General features: G+C 43.1%; 19 protein-coding genes. 1 reads left to right on the plus strand and 18 read right to left on the minus strand.

The genetic code is table 11. The features are described 5' to 3' along the window. Positions 1-2 precede the first annotated feature (2 nt). From ACP7BU_RS01365 to ACP7BU_RS01390, 6 genes are all read right to left on the minus strand, one after another. The gene (locus tag ACP7BU_RS01365; protein ID WP_425878156.1) at positions 3-1,616 is read right to left on the minus strand and encodes a hypothetical protein; all 1,614 of its coding nucleotides are present in this window, start codon (positions 1,614-1,616) and stop codon (positions 3-5) included. Positions 1,617-1,625: 9 nt separating this feature from the next. Beyond that, the gene (locus ACP7BU_RS01370) at positions 1,626-3,587 is read right to left on the minus strand and encodes a hypothetical protein (RefSeq protein WP_425878154.1); all 1,962 of its coding nucleotides are present in this window, start codon (positions 3,585-3,587) and stop codon (positions 1,626-1,628) included. Further along, entirely contained in the window at positions 3,577-3,996 is a 420-nt protein-coding gene (locus ACP7BU_RS01375; RefSeq protein ID WP_425878152.1) for a hypothetical protein, read from the minus strand. Before ACP7BU_RS01375 ends, ACP7BU_RS01370 begins: the two co-directional genes overlap by 11 nt. Further along, positions 3,993-7,514 carry a tape measure protein gene (locus tag ACP7BU_RS01380; protein ID WP_425878150.1) on the minus strand — a complete coding sequence of 1,174 codons (3,522 nt, stop codon included), beginning with the start codon at positions 7,512-7,514 and terminating at the stop codon, positions 3,993-3,995. Before ACP7BU_RS01380 ends, ACP7BU_RS01375 begins: the two co-directional genes overlap by 4 nt. Before the next feature lie 71 nt (positions 7,515-7,585). After that, entirely contained in the window at positions 7,586-8,005 is a 420-nt protein-coding gene (locus tag ACP7BU_RS01385) for a hypothetical protein (protein WP_005104391.1), read from the minus strand. A gap of 55 nt (positions 8,006-8,060) precedes the next feature. Then, on the minus strand, positions 8,061-8,621 hold the full coding sequence (locus ACP7BU_RS01390; RefSeq protein WP_425878148.1) for a hypothetical protein: 561 nt from the start codon (positions 8,619-8,621) through the stop codon (positions 8,061-8,063). Between the two features lie 499 nt (positions 8,622-9,120). On the opposite strand from ACP7BU_RS01390, the gene ACP7BU_RS01395 reads away from it, so the two are divergent. Further along, positions 9,121-9,291 (plus strand): hypothetical protein, encoded by a 171-nt coding sequence (locus tag ACP7BU_RS01395; protein WP_005262212.1) that lies wholly within the window; start codon positions 9,121-9,123, stop codon positions 9,289-9,291. A gap of 30 nt (positions 9,292-9,321) precedes the next feature. Here ACP7BU_RS01395 and ACP7BU_RS01400 read toward each other — a convergent pair whose 3' ends face one another. The 12 genes from ACP7BU_RS01400 to ACP7BU_RS01455 all read right to left on the minus strand — a co-directional run bounded on the left by ACP7BU_RS01400 (position 9,322) and on the right by ACP7BU_RS01455 (position 17,118). Further along, the gene (locus ACP7BU_RS01400) at positions 9,322-9,660 is read right to left on the minus strand and encodes a hypothetical protein (protein WP_312586534.1); all 339 of its coding nucleotides are present in this window, start codon (positions 9,658-9,660) and stop codon (positions 9,322-9,324) included. A 464-nt stretch (positions 9,661-10,124) separates the two neighbouring features. Then, the gene (locus ACP7BU_RS01405; RefSeq protein WP_004279617.1) at positions 10,125-10,868 is read right to left on the minus strand and encodes a hypothetical protein; all 744 of its coding nucleotides are present in this window, start codon (positions 10,866-10,868) and stop codon (positions 10,125-10,127) included. Beyond that, positions 10,868-11,041 (minus strand): hypothetical protein, encoded by a 174-nt coding sequence (locus tag ACP7BU_RS01410; protein WP_004893882.1) that lies wholly within the window; start codon positions 11,039-11,041, stop codon positions 10,868-10,870. Before ACP7BU_RS01410 ends, ACP7BU_RS01405 begins: the two co-directional genes overlap by 1 nt. A 9-nt stretch (positions 11,042-11,050) precedes the next feature. Further along, positions 11,051-11,473, minus strand: a complete 423-nt coding sequence (locus ACP7BU_RS01415) for a phage tail terminator protein (protein WP_004646451.1) — start codon at positions 11,471-11,473, stop codon at positions 11,051-11,053. Next, a complete protein-coding gene (locus ACP7BU_RS01420; protein WP_425878144.1) occupies positions 11,448-11,945 on the minus strand; it encodes a phage virion morphogenesis protein in 498 nt (165 codons plus the stop codon). The genes ACP7BU_RS01415 and ACP7BU_RS01420 overlap by 26 nt, the downstream gene beginning before the upstream one ends. A 7-nt stretch (positions 11,946-11,952) precedes the next feature. Next, positions 11,953-12,393 (minus strand): gp436 family protein, encoded by a 441-nt coding sequence (locus ACP7BU_RS01425; RefSeq protein WP_425878142.1) that lies wholly within the window; start codon positions 12,391-12,393, stop codon positions 11,953-11,955. Positions 12,394-12,400: 7 nt separating this feature from the next. Then, the gene (locus ACP7BU_RS01430) at positions 12,401-12,760 is read right to left on the minus strand and encodes a hypothetical protein (protein ID WP_425878140.1); all 360 of its coding nucleotides are present in this window, start codon (positions 12,758-12,760) and stop codon (positions 12,401-12,403) included. A gap of 10 nt (positions 12,761-12,770) precedes the next feature. After that, a complete protein-coding gene (locus tag ACP7BU_RS01435) occupies positions 12,771-13,844 on the minus strand; it encodes a major capsid protein (RefSeq protein ID WP_159137885.1) in 1,074 nt (357 codons plus the stop codon). Between the two features lie 3 nt (positions 13,845-13,847). Beyond that, on the minus strand, positions 13,848-14,234 hold the full coding sequence (locus tag ACP7BU_RS01440) for a hypothetical protein (RefSeq protein ID WP_180075708.1): 387 nt from the start codon (positions 14,232-14,234) through the stop codon (positions 13,848-13,850). Continuing rightward, a complete protein-coding gene (locus ACP7BU_RS01445; protein ID WP_425878138.1) occupies positions 14,231-15,199 on the minus strand; it encodes a hypothetical protein in 969 nt (322 codons plus the stop codon). Before ACP7BU_RS01445 ends, ACP7BU_RS01440 begins: the two co-directional genes overlap by 4 nt. A 55-nt stretch (positions 15,200-15,254) precedes the next feature. After that, on the minus strand, positions 15,255-15,869 hold the full coding sequence (locus ACP7BU_RS01450; protein ID WP_425878136.1) for a hypothetical protein: 615 nt from the start codon (positions 15,867-15,869) through the stop codon (positions 15,255-15,257). 43 nt (positions 15,870-15,912) lie between these two features. After that, positions 15,913-17,118, minus strand: coding sequence for a phage minor head protein (locus ACP7BU_RS01455; RefSeq protein ID WP_425878134.1), 1,206 nt, complete (start codon positions 17,116-17,118; stop codon positions 15,913-15,915).

The raw sequence follows: 17,118 nt of genomic DNA on the forward strand, positions 1-17,118 counted from the left end.
GTTTACAATACGCGGTCAATATCACCACGTAGCATGATCTGGAACTGGTCTGACAATACTGCGGGTTCTGACTGTTTTACTGTGCGAATCACCCAGACCGGAAAGTTTGCAGCCACGGTATTGAAACGCAGGACGTTACCATTAGCCCAGCCTGCTCCCCAGCCTTCTTTTTTAATAATGAAATACGGTACACCCGTGACCGGGTTAATCGGTGCATAGTCTGCATTAACCGTGCCTGTGCCAATCTGACCAGAGTATTCACCTACACAACGAAAATCAGTAGCGCTGGTAAAAATCAAAGCCCAACGTTCCTGAATAGCCCCCTTGTTTGTCACTTGGAGTGGATACAGCGAGTCATTGTAATTCGCTAAAATTCCTGAACTCGGCTCATCCGCCCAAGCATTACCCCATGAACCTTGCACAAACTTGCGTGTGTAACGCGCCTGCATGTCACCAATGACCAAAGCAGAACCAACTATAGTATCGACAGCATCATAGTTATGCGTTAAAGGCTTGGTGAACGTCAGCTGACCATTAATCTGAACATCACGAATCAGCCCCATATCCTGATAGCGGTATTTCACTGTCAGTGGTGCGACCAGATTACCCAGTACAAAGTCACCACCCAATGTCACGCGGCCATAGTCATAATCAACCGTGTATAAATCGAAAGCTACTTTCGTTCCGTTAGCATCTTCCAGTTCTGCCCATGAGATCCGCTGATCATTGAGATCGTACGTGGTTCCTGCAATTGCACTTGGTAATTCCTGCGCTTTGCTTGAGCTGACAATACCAATCCCACCTACACGGAAAATTGGCACACGGCCATCAATTGGTAAACGCGTTGCAGACAAACCAAGGATTTCAGAATCCAGTGGAATGTAAGTATAGGCTACGGCGTTATAGCGCACGGATGAAGCATCCACCCAGACCGGGACATTGATATAAGCGTCTAAGCCTTCCTGATATTCCAGTAATGGGTCATACCAGTCATTCGCTTCAATGTCTGCTCGGTTGGTTTCGGTGATTTTGGTTTTGGTATAAAAGTAAATCGTGACAAAGCCATTATCCCAATTGACCTGACCATGTGCCCGGCTGGTTTCAATCACACCGTTTTCATCAGCAGTTAAAGTTAGCTGCCCAAATTCAATTGATGCTAAAACCACAGTTAATGATTGTGGTCGGATCGGCATGACTGGCGTTCTAAAACTGATTTTATTGACCGGCAATAAGTCGGTCGTTGTGGTTAAGGATTCCAGAGTAATCGTGTTATCTGCATTCGGGGTCCAGGAATCAATTTCAACAATCCCTGTACCGTATTGAATGACACCCGACTGAATCCCGCTATTATTGGCTGGATTCACATTGCGATATAGCAAGCCGGTACGATCCAGAAAGGTATCAGCACCGACCTTAAAGCGCGCTGAACCTGTCAAAATCTGCTCATCAAAACCAGAAGATAAATCCAGCTTTAACTTATTTGCAGTCACCGTATGGGTTGCTGAGTTCGAGCCAGAGGTATCGCGGTATTTCACTTGAACATCAACGGCATTAAGGGCTTTTAATTCAACCTGCTGACCTTGAATGTCTGACGTTTGTGGAGAATAAAAAGACATATTTCCTCGCTAGGCAGCCGCATAGGTAGCCATAGGTGTAAAGGTTTGCACAAATCTGCTCGCTGTACTTTTTGGTGTGACTTCAACTGCGCCAGTGGCATAGATAATGGTGCCTTGCACTTGACCGCGGCTATTCACCAGATTACCCATAGTTGCATTCACCGGCACATCTGTCAGAGTTACAGACCCTGCAATCCCCTCACTGCTTTGAAGTGGAATTTTTAACTCAACACTATTTGGCTGAATTGCTGGTCCTGTACCAATGGTAAAGGTCAGCTTTTGATTTGCTGGGGTAACATCCATCTTGGTCTGCTCAAGTGATTGACCATAGTTATAGATCACCGAAAAGACCGTACCTTTTTGTGGCAACTTATTTGGAATGATTTTGCCAATACCGGTGGCATAGTTAATTTCACCTGTGGCATCCCCAGTAAACTTACCTTGAGCATTTGATGTTGCAGTTTTCGCCTCACCCTCAAGGGTCCAATTGATGGTGATACCCGGCAATACACCTGGTCGACCCAAATCAAACTCAAATGCAGCTTTTTCAACACTTAAATTAGATCGCACAAAAGTGATAATCGGTGTGCCCCAGTTCAGCAGAATCGGTGTGTCTACATCTGGTAATGCGCCAGTGGTTAATAGCCATGAGCCAGTTTCGTAATTGATCATGCCCGAACCAAAAGATGGACTGGCGGCCTTTAACTGGCCTGAACCATCATCTTTAAGCTCATAGAACTTGCCCTGCGACATGTATGAAATCGAAAGTGCACGAGGTGCAGGAATTGGAATTAAAACTCCGGTCCAGTTGGTGCTTTGGTTATTTTGAGTCACCGGAATGGCATGACTCTGGTAATACTGATTCGGTGCAGCTGCTGGTTTAAAAGTAATATTCAAACTTACGGTTCCAGCCGGTGCTGCTGCGGTCCATTGAATCAAGCCACGCTGGTAATCAATCGTGCCGACTTGTGTACCTTGAGTATTCTTAAGTAATCCGCCCTGATCAGTAATCTGCTGACCTTGCAATGTAAACGCCACGCTAGATGGAATCACCGCAGAGCCGATATACAGGTTTTGGCTGACACCAATCACCATATTTGGATAATTAACAGTAATGGTGCCTTCATTACCCGCCACCAGAACTACACTTTCACCTGCAGCGTTTACATCAATGATCGGTGTTTCGGTCTGGGCCGATGGAATCAGTTGAGCAAAGATGCTTTTAGCATTTACTGTGAATTCACCCACATTGGCATCATCTGCCAATGCAGTCGATGAGTAATACAGACCTGTGTCAGCAACAATGGTATCGCGAATGATGGTCTTGGATTTCTCACCGTTGTACCACTGGCGTGCTGAAAGACCCACAAAGTCAACCTCAAGAGCATCATTCAAGGAATACGTAGCAACCTTGTATTCAACATTTTTACCATCGATGACCATGATTGCAGTACGAGTTTCAACTTTGGTAATGCGCACATATTGCTCACGCTCTAAAGCCTTACCTTCATCACTGATCAGCACAATGGTGTCACCTACTGAAGACTCGACCTCTTGCGGAAACATGGCGACCTGCAGCGATGACATGCCCTGCCAATGGGTATCAAGTGGCGTACCGGCAATCTGTCCGCCTTTGGCCAGATAGTTTTCCACCCGGTTCTGGGCAGCCTGACGTTCATCGTTCCAGTTCTTGGTACTAAATAGCAATGCGGATACGTTTGGATCCTTTGGTAGTTCAGAGACAAATACCGTTGCACCCATCAGTAAATCAGTGTCTTCAGTCGTGACTGCTGGAAAGACCTTACGCATGGAGACATCACCCATGGTTCGATCCATTTCCGACACATCATTGAACAGGTTGTTGCTAATGCCATCCTGGACTACTACACCTGAGTATTTACCACCGCCATCAGCGTTATCAGTCAAGCGTTCAGACTTGTAGATTACTAAATCTTTGGTTTCAATCGCCATCGTTCAACTCCGTAAAGCGCAAGGTCACATTAAAATAATCATCCAGTGATACCGCTGGAATTCCTTTCACCGGTGCGGCCTCTAAAGCCCCATCCTGGTGGTTAAATTTGACGGTGAATTGCCGGCTATCATGTGGTTGCTCAAACTGCAGTCTGAAATTTTCATCTTGCAGTTTTGACCACTCCAAAACAGTCCGCAGTTCACGCAACCTGATCCAACCCATCTGTGGATCTGCCGGTTGCAAGGTAATTGGTCGACCCGACTTCTTTTTGCCTTCCTGAATATGCAGAGTGCCATCCATGGCATAGGTCTGATTCTGCTCAATGGCCTTCCATGAAAATTCATCAGGCCATAAAAAACCGTCCTCTAATGGGACGGTTTCGGATGTTGCTAAGCGAATTAGTTTCATGTTGATTTCGCTATACCTTTTAATTGATTTACCAGACTGGTCATCACATCCTTTTGGCTTGCATCGCCTGTAAGGGATAGGGTTTGACCTCCGAATTGAATGTTGTAATTCACACTATCACCCCCCTTACCATAATCTCTGGTTGATGGTACTGAAGGAATAGACGGCGCGTAGTCACTCAAGTTACTGGAACCAGTAGAAACCACGTTAATAGAGCGAAGCAATTCATTAATCTTGTTGGTTCCGTGTTGAGTGGTAATGCCTTTTGCAGCCGCCCGATCAAATTCAGCATTGATTAATGCTTTCATTGCAGGGTTGCCATCCTTACCCAGTCCTTGAGCTTTAGCATCACGATCTGCTTCCAAAGCCTTAGACCAGATGGTGCCGGCAAGCTTTTGTGCTTCCTTATCGCTGTATCCTTTGCTCTTGAGTTGAGATAAGACATCGTCCTTGGTATAGGAGTCATATCCATAAATTCCCTTGCTCAATGCCTCGCCCTGGCGTTTCATCTCTTTATTGAAATCACCTTTGGCTTTATTGACTGCATCAGCCCAAGCCTCAGTGGAAGTTTTGGCCTCCTCTCTTGCGATTCGACCAGCATGACGATACCCATCACCAATACCGCGTGCAGAATCTCTAACGCGGTGATTAGATTTTTCCCACTCATCCATGGATTTGACGGCAGCAACGCCTGTGTCATTAATCTCAACCTTGAGCTTTTGTGTAGCATCCGCAGCATTAAACGCAGCTATGACTCCCGCATCACCAGACAGCGCTACCGCTTGGGCTGCTTTTTTATGCGCTTGTTCAATTCCTTCGGCAGTAGCTTGGCCACTATTTCGAATTGTGTTGTAGTCCATTAAAGCCTGTTGAGCTGCAAGCTTTAGGTTTTCCTTAGTCTCAATACCAAGACGCCTGAAAGCTTCTGTGACAGGGTCAATATCATCTGGTAGTCCTTGAGCCTGCATTTTGATAGCAATTAAGCCTTGCTCAACCTGAGATGTTGAAATCTGACCTTGAGTACCAAATTCCTGAAGCTTGGCTTTTGCATAGTCGATTTCAGCTTGGCTTTTCGCTGTTTCCAGCCATTTAAGCCAGGCCTGATATGTCACATCACCAGCTTGCTTGCCCTTAACACCAAGATCATCAAGGCCTGCTGCAAAGTTATTAACATTTTTGCCATTTTCTGCGAACTTTTCAGAGACACGATTTAAGGAAACATCCAGATCCAGACCTAAAGCGGTTGCAGCTTTTCGCGCTTTATCAGCTGCATTTGCCGTACCCTCTGTTGCTTTTGTACCATCATCCATGGCTTTGACAATTGCTTTACCAGCACCATCAAACTCAAGTTTTAAACCCTGAGCTGCAAGGATTGTTTGTAGGGTTTTTTGGGTGGCTGCATCAGCTGCTTTTTGAGTGCCATCTGCTGCTGTAAGTTGAGCATTTACCCAATCTTGTGCAGCTTTAATCTTAGCCTCAGTGATTTTCTGGCTCTCAGCCTGATAGGCTTTTTCTTTAGTATCCAGCTCGGCAAGACCTTTTACAGCCTGATCAATTGCAACCTGATTACCAGTTTTTCGTGCTTCATGGAGCTGCTGCTCTAACTGAATGCGCTCATCACTAATAGCCTTGTAGTCAGCCTTATGCTTTTCTTCTTGAAGCTTTAATTCATTAAGAGTTTTTTGGCTCTCAGCAACCCGTTCTTTATTTGCTTCATCTTCAGTCTGACGAATCTCTCGAATTGCTTCTCTTGTTGCAGATTTGCTTTCAAGTGCTAACCTGTTAGCCTCTCTACCATTCTTTTCGGCTTGTCTAAACAGAGCATCAGACGCATTTTGAGCCTGTGCAGCCAGATCATCGAATCCTAAGAAATCCAGTACGGCGGCACTAAGTGCATAAATACCTCCTGAAATAAACTGAATACCTGCAAGGAGTAGCTTAAGCGCAATGTTTAGCCCAGTTGCAGCATCAGATACCACCCCTAATGCAATTTTAAAAACATTGAATAGAGTAGTTAATCCACTAACCTCCTCCTTGCCACCCATAATTGCGTTAAATAATGGAGCAATCGCATCCAAGGTAGATGTAAAGGCACTCCAGGCGGTTTCAGCGATGCCAGCCATACTTGATATGACATTTTTTATTGTGTCGTAGACAGCAGATAAGGTACTTCTGATTGCCTCAATAGTAGATGGATCAATCTCAGATAGTTTGCCCTGGAACCACCCAATACCTTCAGCAACATCATCAAAGAATACTTTCAAGATTCCAAGATTATCCGCAATGATTGATAGTGCATTAGCTACCGTTGCACTTGACCCATTGGCCTGATCCATCTCACCAATCAGAATCTGCCATTGTGTGGAAATCTTCTGCAGTGCATTGCTGATAGTAGTTGGAAACTGGTTGTAGGTTTCTTGGATCTGGGTAGCTTGGCTTTGAATAGCCTTAACAACCCTTTCAGATGTAAGCTCACCATTTTCCGCCATTTTTCGGAGCTCACCAGTAGTGACTCCCAATCCTTTGGCTAAAGCCTCTGCAAGACCATAACCATTCTCCATAATGCTATTAAATTCTTCTCCCCGAAGAACAGAACCTTGCATGGCCTGAATAAACTGAGTAATTGCAGCCTCACTGGCCTGTGCAGTACCACCACCAATCTGAATCGCTTGTGTAACAGTTTTCGTGAGATCTAGTGCCTGTTGCTGCGTCATCCCCATTTCTTTGCCGACTGTATTCAGTCGGGTAAATAAATCACCTGTTGCCTGTAAACTAGAATTTGTGGCAAGTGCTACCTGATGAACTCCAGCCATTGCAGAACTAAAGTCACCACCTTCACGGGTAGCAATCTGAATACGGACAGATAGGTTAGTGTATGAGTCGGCGGCTTCCGCAAGCTCACGAATACCCAAACCTATACCAAGAGCAGTTAATGCACCCACAAGTGTGTTAACAGCAAACTTAGCACCATCAATGCCCTTTTGCGCCGTTTGAGCTGCTGTATCTGTTTCTCTTAAGCTGTTGTTGGCTTTGCCTACCTCTGCCTGAAATCCACTAAAAGCCTGATCTGCTTGCTGAACTTCTTTTTCAAGTTGATCAACCTGGACTTGTGCTTTTTCAATATCTGCAGGTGAAGCTTTAGTTTTTGAAAATGCTTCAAGATTTTGCTTGGCTTGGGCTAAATCTCCTTTAAGTTGATCTAAAGCCTTTCCAGCCTTATTACCAAAATCCGTAAAATTCCCTGCTGTAGATTTTGCATTGTCACCAGCATCTTTGATAATGCCTGTAGCAGCATTTAGAGACTGAGAAAGTTTGTCTGCTAACTCACTGGTGCCTTTAGGGATAATATTTCCCATTTCTTTCGAAGCATCAGTAGTTGCTTGTTTTAATCGTTCAGATTCGTGCTTAATTGTGTTGAATACTGATTTAACTGTATCTTCTGACTGTCTAACATTGCCAACGAAACCTTTAGTGTCGGCATCCATGACTAATTTGAATGTTAAATTTTTACCAGACATGCTGACCTCTAAATTTTAGGCAATAAAAAACCCGCCGAAGCGGGTAGAACATTGGGTATAGATATAAGTGTTTAGGATGTTTCCTCTAAGATTGAGCCGCAGTGCTTGCATTTTCTCGCATCAAATCTAATTAGTTCGCGACAATCAGGGCAATTCTTTTGCTCAACTCCATTTTCGTCCAATTTTACAAAATTACCTGCATTATTTGAAAATATATCATTTGCAACTAATTTGGTTTTGCTTGGTATTTTAAAAACTTCTGGCTGTGCTTCTTGTGGGATTGATTGCTGTATTTGTTTAGGCAAAGGTGAATAAAGTCTTATATTTTGACTGCCGCAAGAACCACAAACCTTACCGCCTGATCTACGCCAGATTTCATATATTATCCCTGGAAGCAAGCCAATAAAAAGCAAAACGATAGTTATAACAAAACTACCTTTAGTTTTTGCAGAGCCTACACGTCCACAAACAAGACATTCCACTTTAGCCATTTTCCCTATTCCCTAAATTATTATTTTCCCATCATAACTTTAGGGTGCTACTTGATCAATCAGAAACCATTTCTTTCTTAAATGACTCAAAACCTTTCTTATCAGACTGTGCCACACGTCCGGCAACGGCGTTATTGAAGATTCCCTGCTTATATAGCTTGTTTGCTGCTGTGACGTAGTTCTGGAATGCGCCGTAGGTCATTTCCATGATTGCACTATGCTGATGACCCATTGATACCAGGAACTGGAATGAATCAAACCAGGTGGAGTCATCTTTCTTTTTGATGCCGCGTTTTGGCTTTTCGTATTTGAAGTAAGCCTGATTGATCAGAAGCACCGTTTTAAGTAAATCTTTAAATCCCTGCTCATCAGCAGCAAGTTCCACCAGTGATTCGTCGCCCAGATCAGTGACGCATGCCATGGTCGAAATGACCTGTACACCATGAGCTTTAAATAGCCCTGTCAAAATCTCATCTGAATGATTTTGGTCTTTGATGAAGTTCTTTAACGGCTCAGCATGCATTGCCCAGATATCAAAGTCTTTCATCTGGATCTGGCGCACTTCGATATCTTTGAGCTTAATGCTTCGATTCGTTGCTAAGAAAAAATCATTCATGATGGGATATCGAAATAAATTTTAGACATTAAAAAAGCACCCTAAGGTGCTTTTCTTTTACCGTTGATAAAGGCTAAATTCTATAAAGTCCAACTACCACCTTGTCCCATCTCATAAACGATGAGAATTAAGGCTAGTACCATTAGAACGACAACAACGATTTCTGCTTTTGTTAGCATTTTCGGTACTCCACTTTTCATCATTCACATGATAAGCAAAGCAAACAATTAATAACATAAATATTACAAAAAATTATTGGATGTTACAAAGATTTAGAAGTTAGGGAAGTTTCTTTAGAGTGTAGCTACCTACTGAAGCATTCAAACATTTCGTTAAGCAACTCAACAAAAAGTTTCAACCGAAAAGCATTCTTACGCAAACCTAGAAACCTATAACTTTAGACCTGAATATCTTACATATCCCGACATAGCTGCTACATCCACGATTTAAATCATTCTCTACACTGAAATTAAGTCTTAGAAACGTAGAGGAAATTCAAATGAAAAAGTATTCGAAAATTCTAATCTTAGCTTTAATGGGATTTACCGGTACCGTTGCTATCGCAGCTGACTCGATTCCAATAGAAGCCACTGCTGCAGCTGAAGCGCAACAGGTTGCTTTAGAGTATGGAAATGAAAAAGATCAAAAATCTGAATCATCTGGTGAATAAAAGAAAGCCCTTAATTAAAGGGCTTTTTAATTACTTCCAGCTTGGCGTACAAGCATTCTTCCATGACAACTCAAATTGCTTTTGATCCGTCTGATTTTCTACAAGCACTATATTTTTCTGAAGCACAATGAAACGTTGAAAACCAATATCTTTACCGTCTGCTTCTTTATAGCTTACCTCTCCACACTCTCCTATTTGATTGCGGAACTTAGCTGAATCAGGATTGGGAATGAATTCTTTTGTAGCTTCTTTTGCAAATTCAAGCTGTTCCTTTTTGCTTGTTTCTAAATCAAGATGCTGACCACTAGATTCCTTGTGTCCACACCCAGCTAAAATCACAATAAAAAAGAATAAGCTTAAATTTTTCATAATATCCCCATGTATTAAGGGCGACACTTTACATTAATTTTCAATCTTATTTAAAGCCTCGGGAGAGTGGATTTGTAAAGTTATGTTTTACTATTTTAAGTCTTTTTAAAATTGACCCTATATAGCCAGGTGAAACTTCCACTTATCAAAAAACCGCCCCAAAGGCGGTTCTTAGCTTACTAACTTACTGACATACAAGATAAATAAAAGTAGAAATAATTATTACGGCTAGGATGGAGACAAATATTTCTATTTTAGTCATAGCAGTTTTATTCTTAACATGAACTGAATATCTTTTATATCCCCATCAGATGAAAATTAGAATAACAAAAGATTACATAATCTTTATTTTTTACTATTTATTAAGTTTCATCTTAAATGTTTTAAGACTTATTACTATAAGGCAGGCACAAAAAAAGACGCATAGCGCCGTGGAGTTCTTTGTGCCTGTATGGTTTATGGGTTTATGCAGCTACGCTAAAACGCTCAATATGACCAAATACACTTAGCTCTTCATCATTAGCTTTAGAGATATCTGCCAGTGCTTCACCTTCAATTGAATAAGATCCGAAGTCCTCATGAATTAGATCAAACTCGGTATCTGGCGAAAATTCGACGCGCCATAAAGTTAAGATCACCTTATCGCCTGTAACAGTATCAATGCCTTTAAACAGCAAGCGATATTCATTACCTAGGTTAGTTGCAATTGTAGTACGTGTCTTAGCACCGGCTTTGGCAGAAAACTTAACTGAACCAACAATAGCTTCATTAAAAATGACTGTGCCGTAAACAGCATCCAGTACATATTTATCTGAAGTGATGGCAACATCCGAGCTGTCTTTAAAATCCACTTCACTTAAATTACGATGTCCTAAGTCAATCATGGCGCCAGCTTCTACAGCACCCAGAGTAATATCAGTCAGCTGAGTTTCAGGGATTTCGATTGATTTGCCACTTAGGACCATTGCTAAGTTTTGCTTTGTTACTTCTTCAAGCGTACCAGAGATAGCCACTGCAGTTTGTTTGCGTAGTACCGCATCCTTAGCACGGAGGCCGGTTTTACTTTCATAGTGATCAGTGGATTCACTAGAGATTGCGATCTGCAATTCCGGTGTATTACCAACGGGCAATAAGGCAGATGGCACACTATTAACCATCTTCGCCAAATGAAGCTCGCCTTGAAGCGAGATTAAATCTGATTTAGCCATTACTTTTCATCCCCTGTGGTTTTCTTGGCTGGAGCAGCGGCTTTAGCTTCAGGTACTTCCTGAATCACACCATCTGCCAGTAATTTTTTAATTTGAGCATCATCCAGCCCGCCGACTACATCACCTTTTTTAAAGCGACCGACAGGCTGAGTTGCCTTGTATTGTTTTGCCATGACTGGCTCCTAAATAAATTTCTGTGATTCAAAAATAATAGTGATGTATGCAAAGCCTGGACTATACCCATCTCGAACTGATATGAAATCTAGTGCAGTACGCGATGCTTGAGGCTGCCAGCCTGACAGAAGTTGAATAACTTTTTCAGTCAAAAGCCCGGCTTCATCACTTACAGCACGTCCATCAGTCATCTGAGATTGAGCATTGCGGCATGCAACCGTAACCGCCCATTGCTGACCGATCTGATTGATACTTCCACGACCCGCACTGGCTTTCTTGTCGATACGAACAAAATTGACATGTGCAGATGGCGTGACTTGTGACATCTCTGTTACGCTGACTGAATTCAACGGCGTATAGATCTTTAGAAATTCAGGAATTTCTTTCAGCTTTTCTGCAATCTCATCACGTACCGCGAAGAAGGTGCTCATCTATAAAACTCCCAACAATATCCAAAACCATGACTTCATCTTCCGCATCAAGACCGAGTTGAGTCCGAGGTGGAATAATGGATTGCTTAACTTTCCGATATTGGCCACCCACTGCAAAGGTGATGTATTGGCCATTCTTGGGTAGGATTGTTGCGCCATAATGCAGATGGGTTGCATACGCAACATCTGTACCCACCTCCACACCGCTTGAAAGAACATTGTGTGTGTAGGAATTCATTAGGCGGCCAGTATCACGTAGCGTTTCGCCACCTTGCAGCTTGGCTCTCCATGAAATCTTCCACGGGTTACCATCCACACCAGTACCGGTTAAGAATCGATGCTGAATACTGTTGACCAGCCCAGCACCAATCTCATCAAACAACTGGCTCTTGAGTGAATCAAAGTCACCTAATTGATTCAGCACCGCTTCAATCGGTGAACTATCTGCCTGAATGGTTATTGCAAAAGCCATAAACACCTCACTTCATGCTGGGCATTTGATCCAGGATAGAATCCCCAAATACACCACCGGTATATGAAGTGCCGACTGGCGCCGTTGAAGGTCGTCCTTTAGGTTGGTTGTCCACGATCTGGTTTGTTTCAGGTAACTGAATCTGCAAATGTGCTTTGTTATCAGCCACACGCTTTAAGAATGCAATTGCGTCTTCATAACGCTGTCGCACCTCATCGGTGGGTTGCTGGAAGTAAAGACGATAGCGTGCAATGTCACACGCCATACGCTTTAAATTACTGGGCACATTGGGAAGCGGCAAAGGATAACGACCACCAATATGGCCGTTAATTTCCTCTGTCGCATCTTGAATCGCATCAGTTACTGAGGACTGAGAAGGAAGCATCGTTTTTAGATTTCCAATCTCATCACCAAATCGTGCGACCAAATCTGATTCAGTCGCATACATAGATCACCTATTTGGTTTCATCAGCAGACTTTGGGTCTGCTTTAGGTTTTGCAGCAGGTTTCGCCTTTTCAAGTTCAGCCACTTTTGCCTTTAGCTCAGCAACTTCTTGATCAGCCTTGGCCTTGTCCGCAACTGCTGCCTGATTGGCTTCAGTTAAGGTTTTATTTGCTGCTGTCAGCTCAGCATTGGCCTTTTCAAGTTCAGCCAAGCGTGCGGCCGTGCCATCTGCCTTAGGTTCTTCCGGCTCTTGATATTCTTCAATAGCCCCAGATGCTAAAAGGGCCTGAAGTTGTTTAGCTTCAAGCCCTTTGATTTCCTGACCCGGACGAAAATGTCCGATCGATTGTTTTGCAATGTACTTCGACATGTATTACTCCTTAAACGAATCCGCGACCGCCGACTAAACCATTTTTGTTATTCGGAACAGCAAGTGGAGAAGATTCAGCAAGCAATTGAATGCTTGAAGGGTTCTTTTCTTGCCATTGACCCAAATAGAATTCCAGAGCTTGGCCAAATGCTTCAACATTTTGCAATGCACAATGTGCAATCCATCCATTAGCATCCGAAACAAGACCAAAAAAGTCTTCAGGAATAAAGCGATCAGAGGAGCCGCCCATATTGTGACTCACGTCATAAGTCCAGATTTCAATGTTATCCACTGTGCCACGGAATTGGGGCTTATCAGCTTGATCGAAAGTCGGAGTTAATGGAACACTGATACCAGCATACGGCGCAATGAACTTCTCCTTGAACTCTGGATCCTTGATTAAGGTGTTATATACCTTAGATGTGGTCAAGGCCATGATAGGTGATGTACCTGAGTGCTCGATAGACAAGTCAATCATGGCTTGAATATCTTTCACTGGAGTAGCACCAACCTGTCCCCATTTAATTAATGGTGCGTAGTTACAAGCTGGATTACGCTCATAGTCCACTTCGTACATCGGGAAGTCTGCAGAAGCAAAAGTAGTTTTACCGTAGAGAAGCACATCACGCGCAATTAATAGCTTTCGGTTTTCAATTGACTGACGAAGATATAAAGCCTTTTGAGCCTGATCAATCAGCAATAGATCCGCATCAGACAAACGATTTGAACCGGTGGCAATCACACCAAACTGACGTAAGCGTGCGATAAGAGCAGTGTTCTGCACTTCACTTGGCATCACCGTCATCATTGGTTTCAGATAAGCCGGCTTAACGAATTTCACGTTGCCAGATTCACCCACTTTAATTTGACGACCTGCTGCAGTTGGGGTAACAAACGGCGCAAGTGGAGTCGCTGTATTTAACTCACCAACTGGTACTTCTTTTTTAGTGTATGAAACACGTTGTGGAAAGAAGCGATCCATCAACCAGGTATCAACTTTTTGAGTGGTATCTGTTAACAATACAAGTTGTGGCACATCCAGCAATTCAACCGGTGCATTTTGAAATGTAAAAGTTTGACTCATGTCTTAGTTCCCCACAACTTTACGAAGTTCGATTTTGTTTTTTAATGCTTGTGCGCGTACAGCATCATATTGAGCGGTGGTCAGCGGCGTTCCATTCACTGTTACTACTGCAATATCAAATGCACCCTGTACATAGAGCGGCATTTCAAGATTATTTGCAGCATGGTAAGTAGCTTGCTCTGCTGTGAAATCTGATACAGCAATAGCATTCCAGTCACCCACCACACCCGTGGTAACTGCAGGATGATCAGCCACATTATTGGCACCAACAATTAGCAGATCCCCGCGCTTGTACGCCGTTGCTGTTTTTACTTTGGCATTCTCGGTACGAACACCATCGCCAACCACCAGCTGTTTATTCTCAATAGCGCCTGTTAATACTTGGCTCATGATTTAGCTCCTTGTTGCTGCGCTGCCATAAATTGATTGAATGCCTGATCCAGAGCCGAACCTTGTGGAGCTTGACCACCCTGACCACCGTTCGCCTGGTGATTAAACAAATGCGCAAATGCCGGATTCACACTTGGTGCTTGTTGTGGTTGTTGGCCAGCTGGTGGCTGTGTATGGCCTGCTGAGAATTGACGAAGCTGCTTAGCCGCGAAGGTAAAAACAGAATCATCCATATTGGTATAAGCGGTTTTATCTTCAGCACTAAACTGGGTTTTCAACTCAGTTTCTAGGGCTGCAATTTCATCAGCACGCTTTTGCGCCTTGAATTGCTTAAGTTCAGCCAAGGCATTATCGCGCTCAGTCTCAGCCTGCTTTTGTGCGGCTTGCGCCTGTTCTAATTCGTTCACGTTGGTGTCCTCTTTGGTTGGGTTTGGGTTGGCTTTGCCCGAGAAGGCTTTAATTGATGTATTGCGATCAGCACCGGTGGAACAGATCGTAAATTCACGAATACGGTTTTGACGGAAGATAGTGATTGGACCTTCAAATGATTGACCATTCACAGTGACTGTCTTGCCCTGAGACACTTCTTCGATAGATCCAGGATCAATCATCATCGACATCTGAAACGGGAAACCATCATCAGAGTCCTGAACAATTTCCTGTGCTTTTGCATTCGTGAGAAAGTCACCTGATACGTCGATCTTTCCATTGGTATCTACGGTTTGAACAACACCAATTCGACTTGAACCAAAGTGTTCTTCTAGTAAGGCTGTCGGCTTATCAATCTCAATCCCATCAAGATCAAACACCACACCTGAGCGCCCCCAATACCAGTGACCATCTACCCGCCCACCGGCATAGGCAGTGCCTTTAAATTTCCGCTTCTGCCCTTCTTCAGCTTTAGGCACCTCAATTGCCGAGGCATTGAAGAGATACTTCAGCCTTTCTTCATTTTGATCTGGCATTTTTCATGCTCCATAAAAAACCGCCCCATAAGGAGCGGTTCAAATTGTTTAAGACTTATACCTTGATAGACTCTGCTTCGAATTTTTTAACAAACCGATGAGCAGTTTGATATTTGGACCCTTCAAGCAAAAAGATCAGAGCAACAAGTACTGATAAGATAGGCCATGTAAATATATTGAAAATAACCAAGTATTGCTTTGATTGCATATGACTTTCAAAAGTTTCAATAAAGGTATTAATAAATAAGAAAGGTAGAAGCCCAATAGCTGCAAATACAATATAACCCAAAGCAAAAGATGCAACTTTGCTTCTTGAATATGGATGATGGATCTTAATTATCTTTCCATTACCATGACGAACCAATTTGAGCTTATCTTTTACACGGATATACTCATTAATCCATTTTTCCATATCACTGTATTTATAGAAGTATGCAACTTCCAAATAGGTAATTTTCTTAGTTTCTAATAACTGTTGTGCCAATCTATCTTTGACTAAGTGAGATATGTTTGAATCATGGATAGCAGCAAACTTTTCAGCAACCACAACATCCTCCGCAAATTCCTCCTTAGGATGCTTTTTAATTGAATATTTTGAATTTAGAAAAGCAAGAAGTAATGGGACAATTATTGGGATGATAACAGCTAATATTTTGACTAAACTTTCCATATTATCTAAGTATTAAAAAAACATCTTAATCTAATACAGATAGTTAATTCATTAAAGCCTGAATGGTATAAATCATCTGCCCTTCAACCACCTCAATCGAAACCACTTCAAAAGACAATCCCATCGGTATCAAAACGCCGTTGCCAGCATTTAGGATGTCTAGATCAATACCTAGCCCTTGAGCATTCTCAATCTTAATAGCGATACCTGAAGCTGTATCAGCCATCAGCAACGGCGCATTCAATTGAACTGTTTGCCCTACCTGATAAGCCGCTACTTGATTAAGAGTTGCAGCACCTACTACGGTTGAAGCCGCATTGCTCGCCACAGCTTGAATTGCTGCCATGTCGGTACTCAGCCAGCGCTTAAGCACATCATCAGCCAGAGAGCTTGTAGCTGAGTTTAAATAGCTGGTCAGCGCTGAATCATTCCCCTGCACATAATCCAGGAAGGTGCGGATTGCACTCGGTCTAATGCGCGGATCAAGTGGAATAACTGTATTGGCCACCGTGTCGAACAGGTCCCGAGTTTTATCATCTATAGGAGCAAACAGACTAGTGAGCTTTTTACTCGCCGTCCATTCTGCCCTGATGACTTCTTTCTGTTCGAGTAGATATTCTTTATCCAGACTTGAAGTACTGATCTTTTTATCCACCAGTGTTTCAAGTTCACCAAACTGCAGCGGATGAGAACTCCAATCCAATGCCTCAGCAACTTCCGGCAATTGATCTTCAGGTGTAATCCCGTATTTCAATGCCTGCTTCTCGGTTAAGGCAATCACGGTGCAACGACAACGAAAGCCCAAGGGCGGGTAATGTGTCAGCCAGAATGGATCATCTATGTGCCGAACAATCCGGTTCAGAGCCAAATGACTAGGACGTACCCGGCTATCATTGATCGCCGAATACATCAGATATGGTCGTTTAGCTTTGTTTCTTTGTTGCTGTTGCCACCGCCCGTGACCGTACGCACTTTGGATATTGGTACGAAATACATTGTCCAGGTAATGCTTTGGCAGAATGATTTCAGACTCTTCAATCAGCTTCTGAAAATCTTTAAAGGTACCGCCATCGGCAATAGATTTATTGACTGCCTTAATGACCGTCTCAATCTGCTCAAGCCTCGATAGAAAGCTAACCGTAGTAGCCATCTGCCGAGTCTTTAGATCCATCGAATAGAACTCATCAGGCAGCACGATCTTTTTATTGTGAGCGTACCGAAGCGCCTCAAGGAATGTGACTGGTTGCAT

This window comes from Acinetobacter sp. 40AMC3-4, assembly GCF_049898185.1.
In the GTDB taxonomy this organism is placed as follows: domain Bacteria; phylum Pseudomonadota; class Gammaproteobacteria; order Pseudomonadales; family Moraxellaceae; genus Acinetobacter.

Coding starts and splice junctions, on each gene's coding strand:
- ACP7BU_RS01400 (WP_312586534.1), bottom strand. CDS start 9,660: ATGAAAAATTTAAGCTTATTCTTTTTTATTGTGATTTTAGCTGGGTGT.
- ACP7BU_RS01385 (WP_005104391.1), bottom strand. CDS start 8,005: ATGGCTAAAGTGGAATGTCTTGTTTGTGGACGTGTAGGCTCTGCAAAA.
- ACP7BU_RS01395 (WP_005262212.1), top strand. CDS start 9,121: ATGAAAAAGTATTCGAAAATTCTAATCTTAGCTTTAATGGGATTTACC.
- ACP7BU_RS01370 (WP_425878154.1), bottom strand. CDS start 3,587: ATGGCGATTGAAACCAAAGATTTAGTAATCTACAAGTCTGAACGCTTG.
- ACP7BU_RS01410 (WP_004893882.1), bottom strand. CDS start 11,041: ATGGCAAAACAATACAAGGCAACTCAGCCTGTCGGTCGCTTTAAAAAA.
- ACP7BU_RS01425 (WP_425878142.1), bottom strand. CDS start 12,393: ATGTATGCGACTGAATCAGATTTGGTCGCACGATTTGGTGATGAGATT.
- ACP7BU_RS01435 (WP_159137885.1), bottom strand. CDS start 13,844: ATGAGTCAAACTTTTACATTTCAAAATGCACCGGTTGAATTGCTGGAT.
- ACP7BU_RS01430 (WP_425878140.1), bottom strand. CDS start 12,760: ATGTCGAAGTACATTGCAAAACAATCGATCGGACATTTTCGTCCGGGT.
- ACP7BU_RS01445 (WP_425878138.1), bottom strand. CDS start 15,199: ATGCCAGATCAAAATGAAGAAAGGCTGAAGTATCTCTTCAATGCCTCG.
- ACP7BU_RS01390 (WP_425878148.1), bottom strand. CDS start 8,621: ATGAATGATTTTTTCTTAGCAACGAATCGAAGCATTAAGCTCAAAGAT.
- ACP7BU_RS01375 (WP_425878152.1), bottom strand. CDS start 3,996: ATGAAACTAATTCGCTTAGCAACATCCGAAACCGTCCCATTAGAGGAC.
- ACP7BU_RS01380 (WP_425878150.1), bottom strand. CDS start 7,514: ATGTCTGGTAAAAATTTAACATTCAAATTAGTCATGGATGCCGACACT.
- ACP7BU_RS01420 (WP_425878144.1), bottom strand. CDS start 11,945: ATGGCTTTTGCAATAACCATTCAGGCAGATAGTTCACCGATTGAAGCG.
- ACP7BU_RS01440 (WP_180075708.1), bottom strand. CDS start 14,234: ATGAGCCAAGTATTAACAGGCGCTATTGAGAATAAACAGCTGGTGGTT.
- ACP7BU_RS01415 (WP_004646451.1), bottom strand. CDS start 11,473: ATGAGCACCTTCTTCGCGGTACGTGATGAGATTGCAGAAAAGCTGAAA.
- ACP7BU_RS01450 (WP_425878136.1), bottom strand. CDS start 15,869: ATGGAAAGTTTAGTCAAAATATTAGCTGTTATCATCCCAATAATTGTC.
- ACP7BU_RS01405 (WP_004279617.1), bottom strand. CDS start 10,868: ATGGCTAAATCAGATTTAATCTCGCTTCAAGGCGAGCTTCATTTGGCG.
- ACP7BU_RS01365 (WP_425878156.1), bottom strand. CDS start 1,616: ATGTCTTTTTATTCTCCACAAACGTCAGACATTCAAGGTCAGCAGGTT.
- ACP7BU_RS01455 (WP_425878134.1), bottom strand. CDS start 17,118: ATGCAACCAGTCACATTCCTTGAGGCGCTTCGGTACGCTCACAATAAA.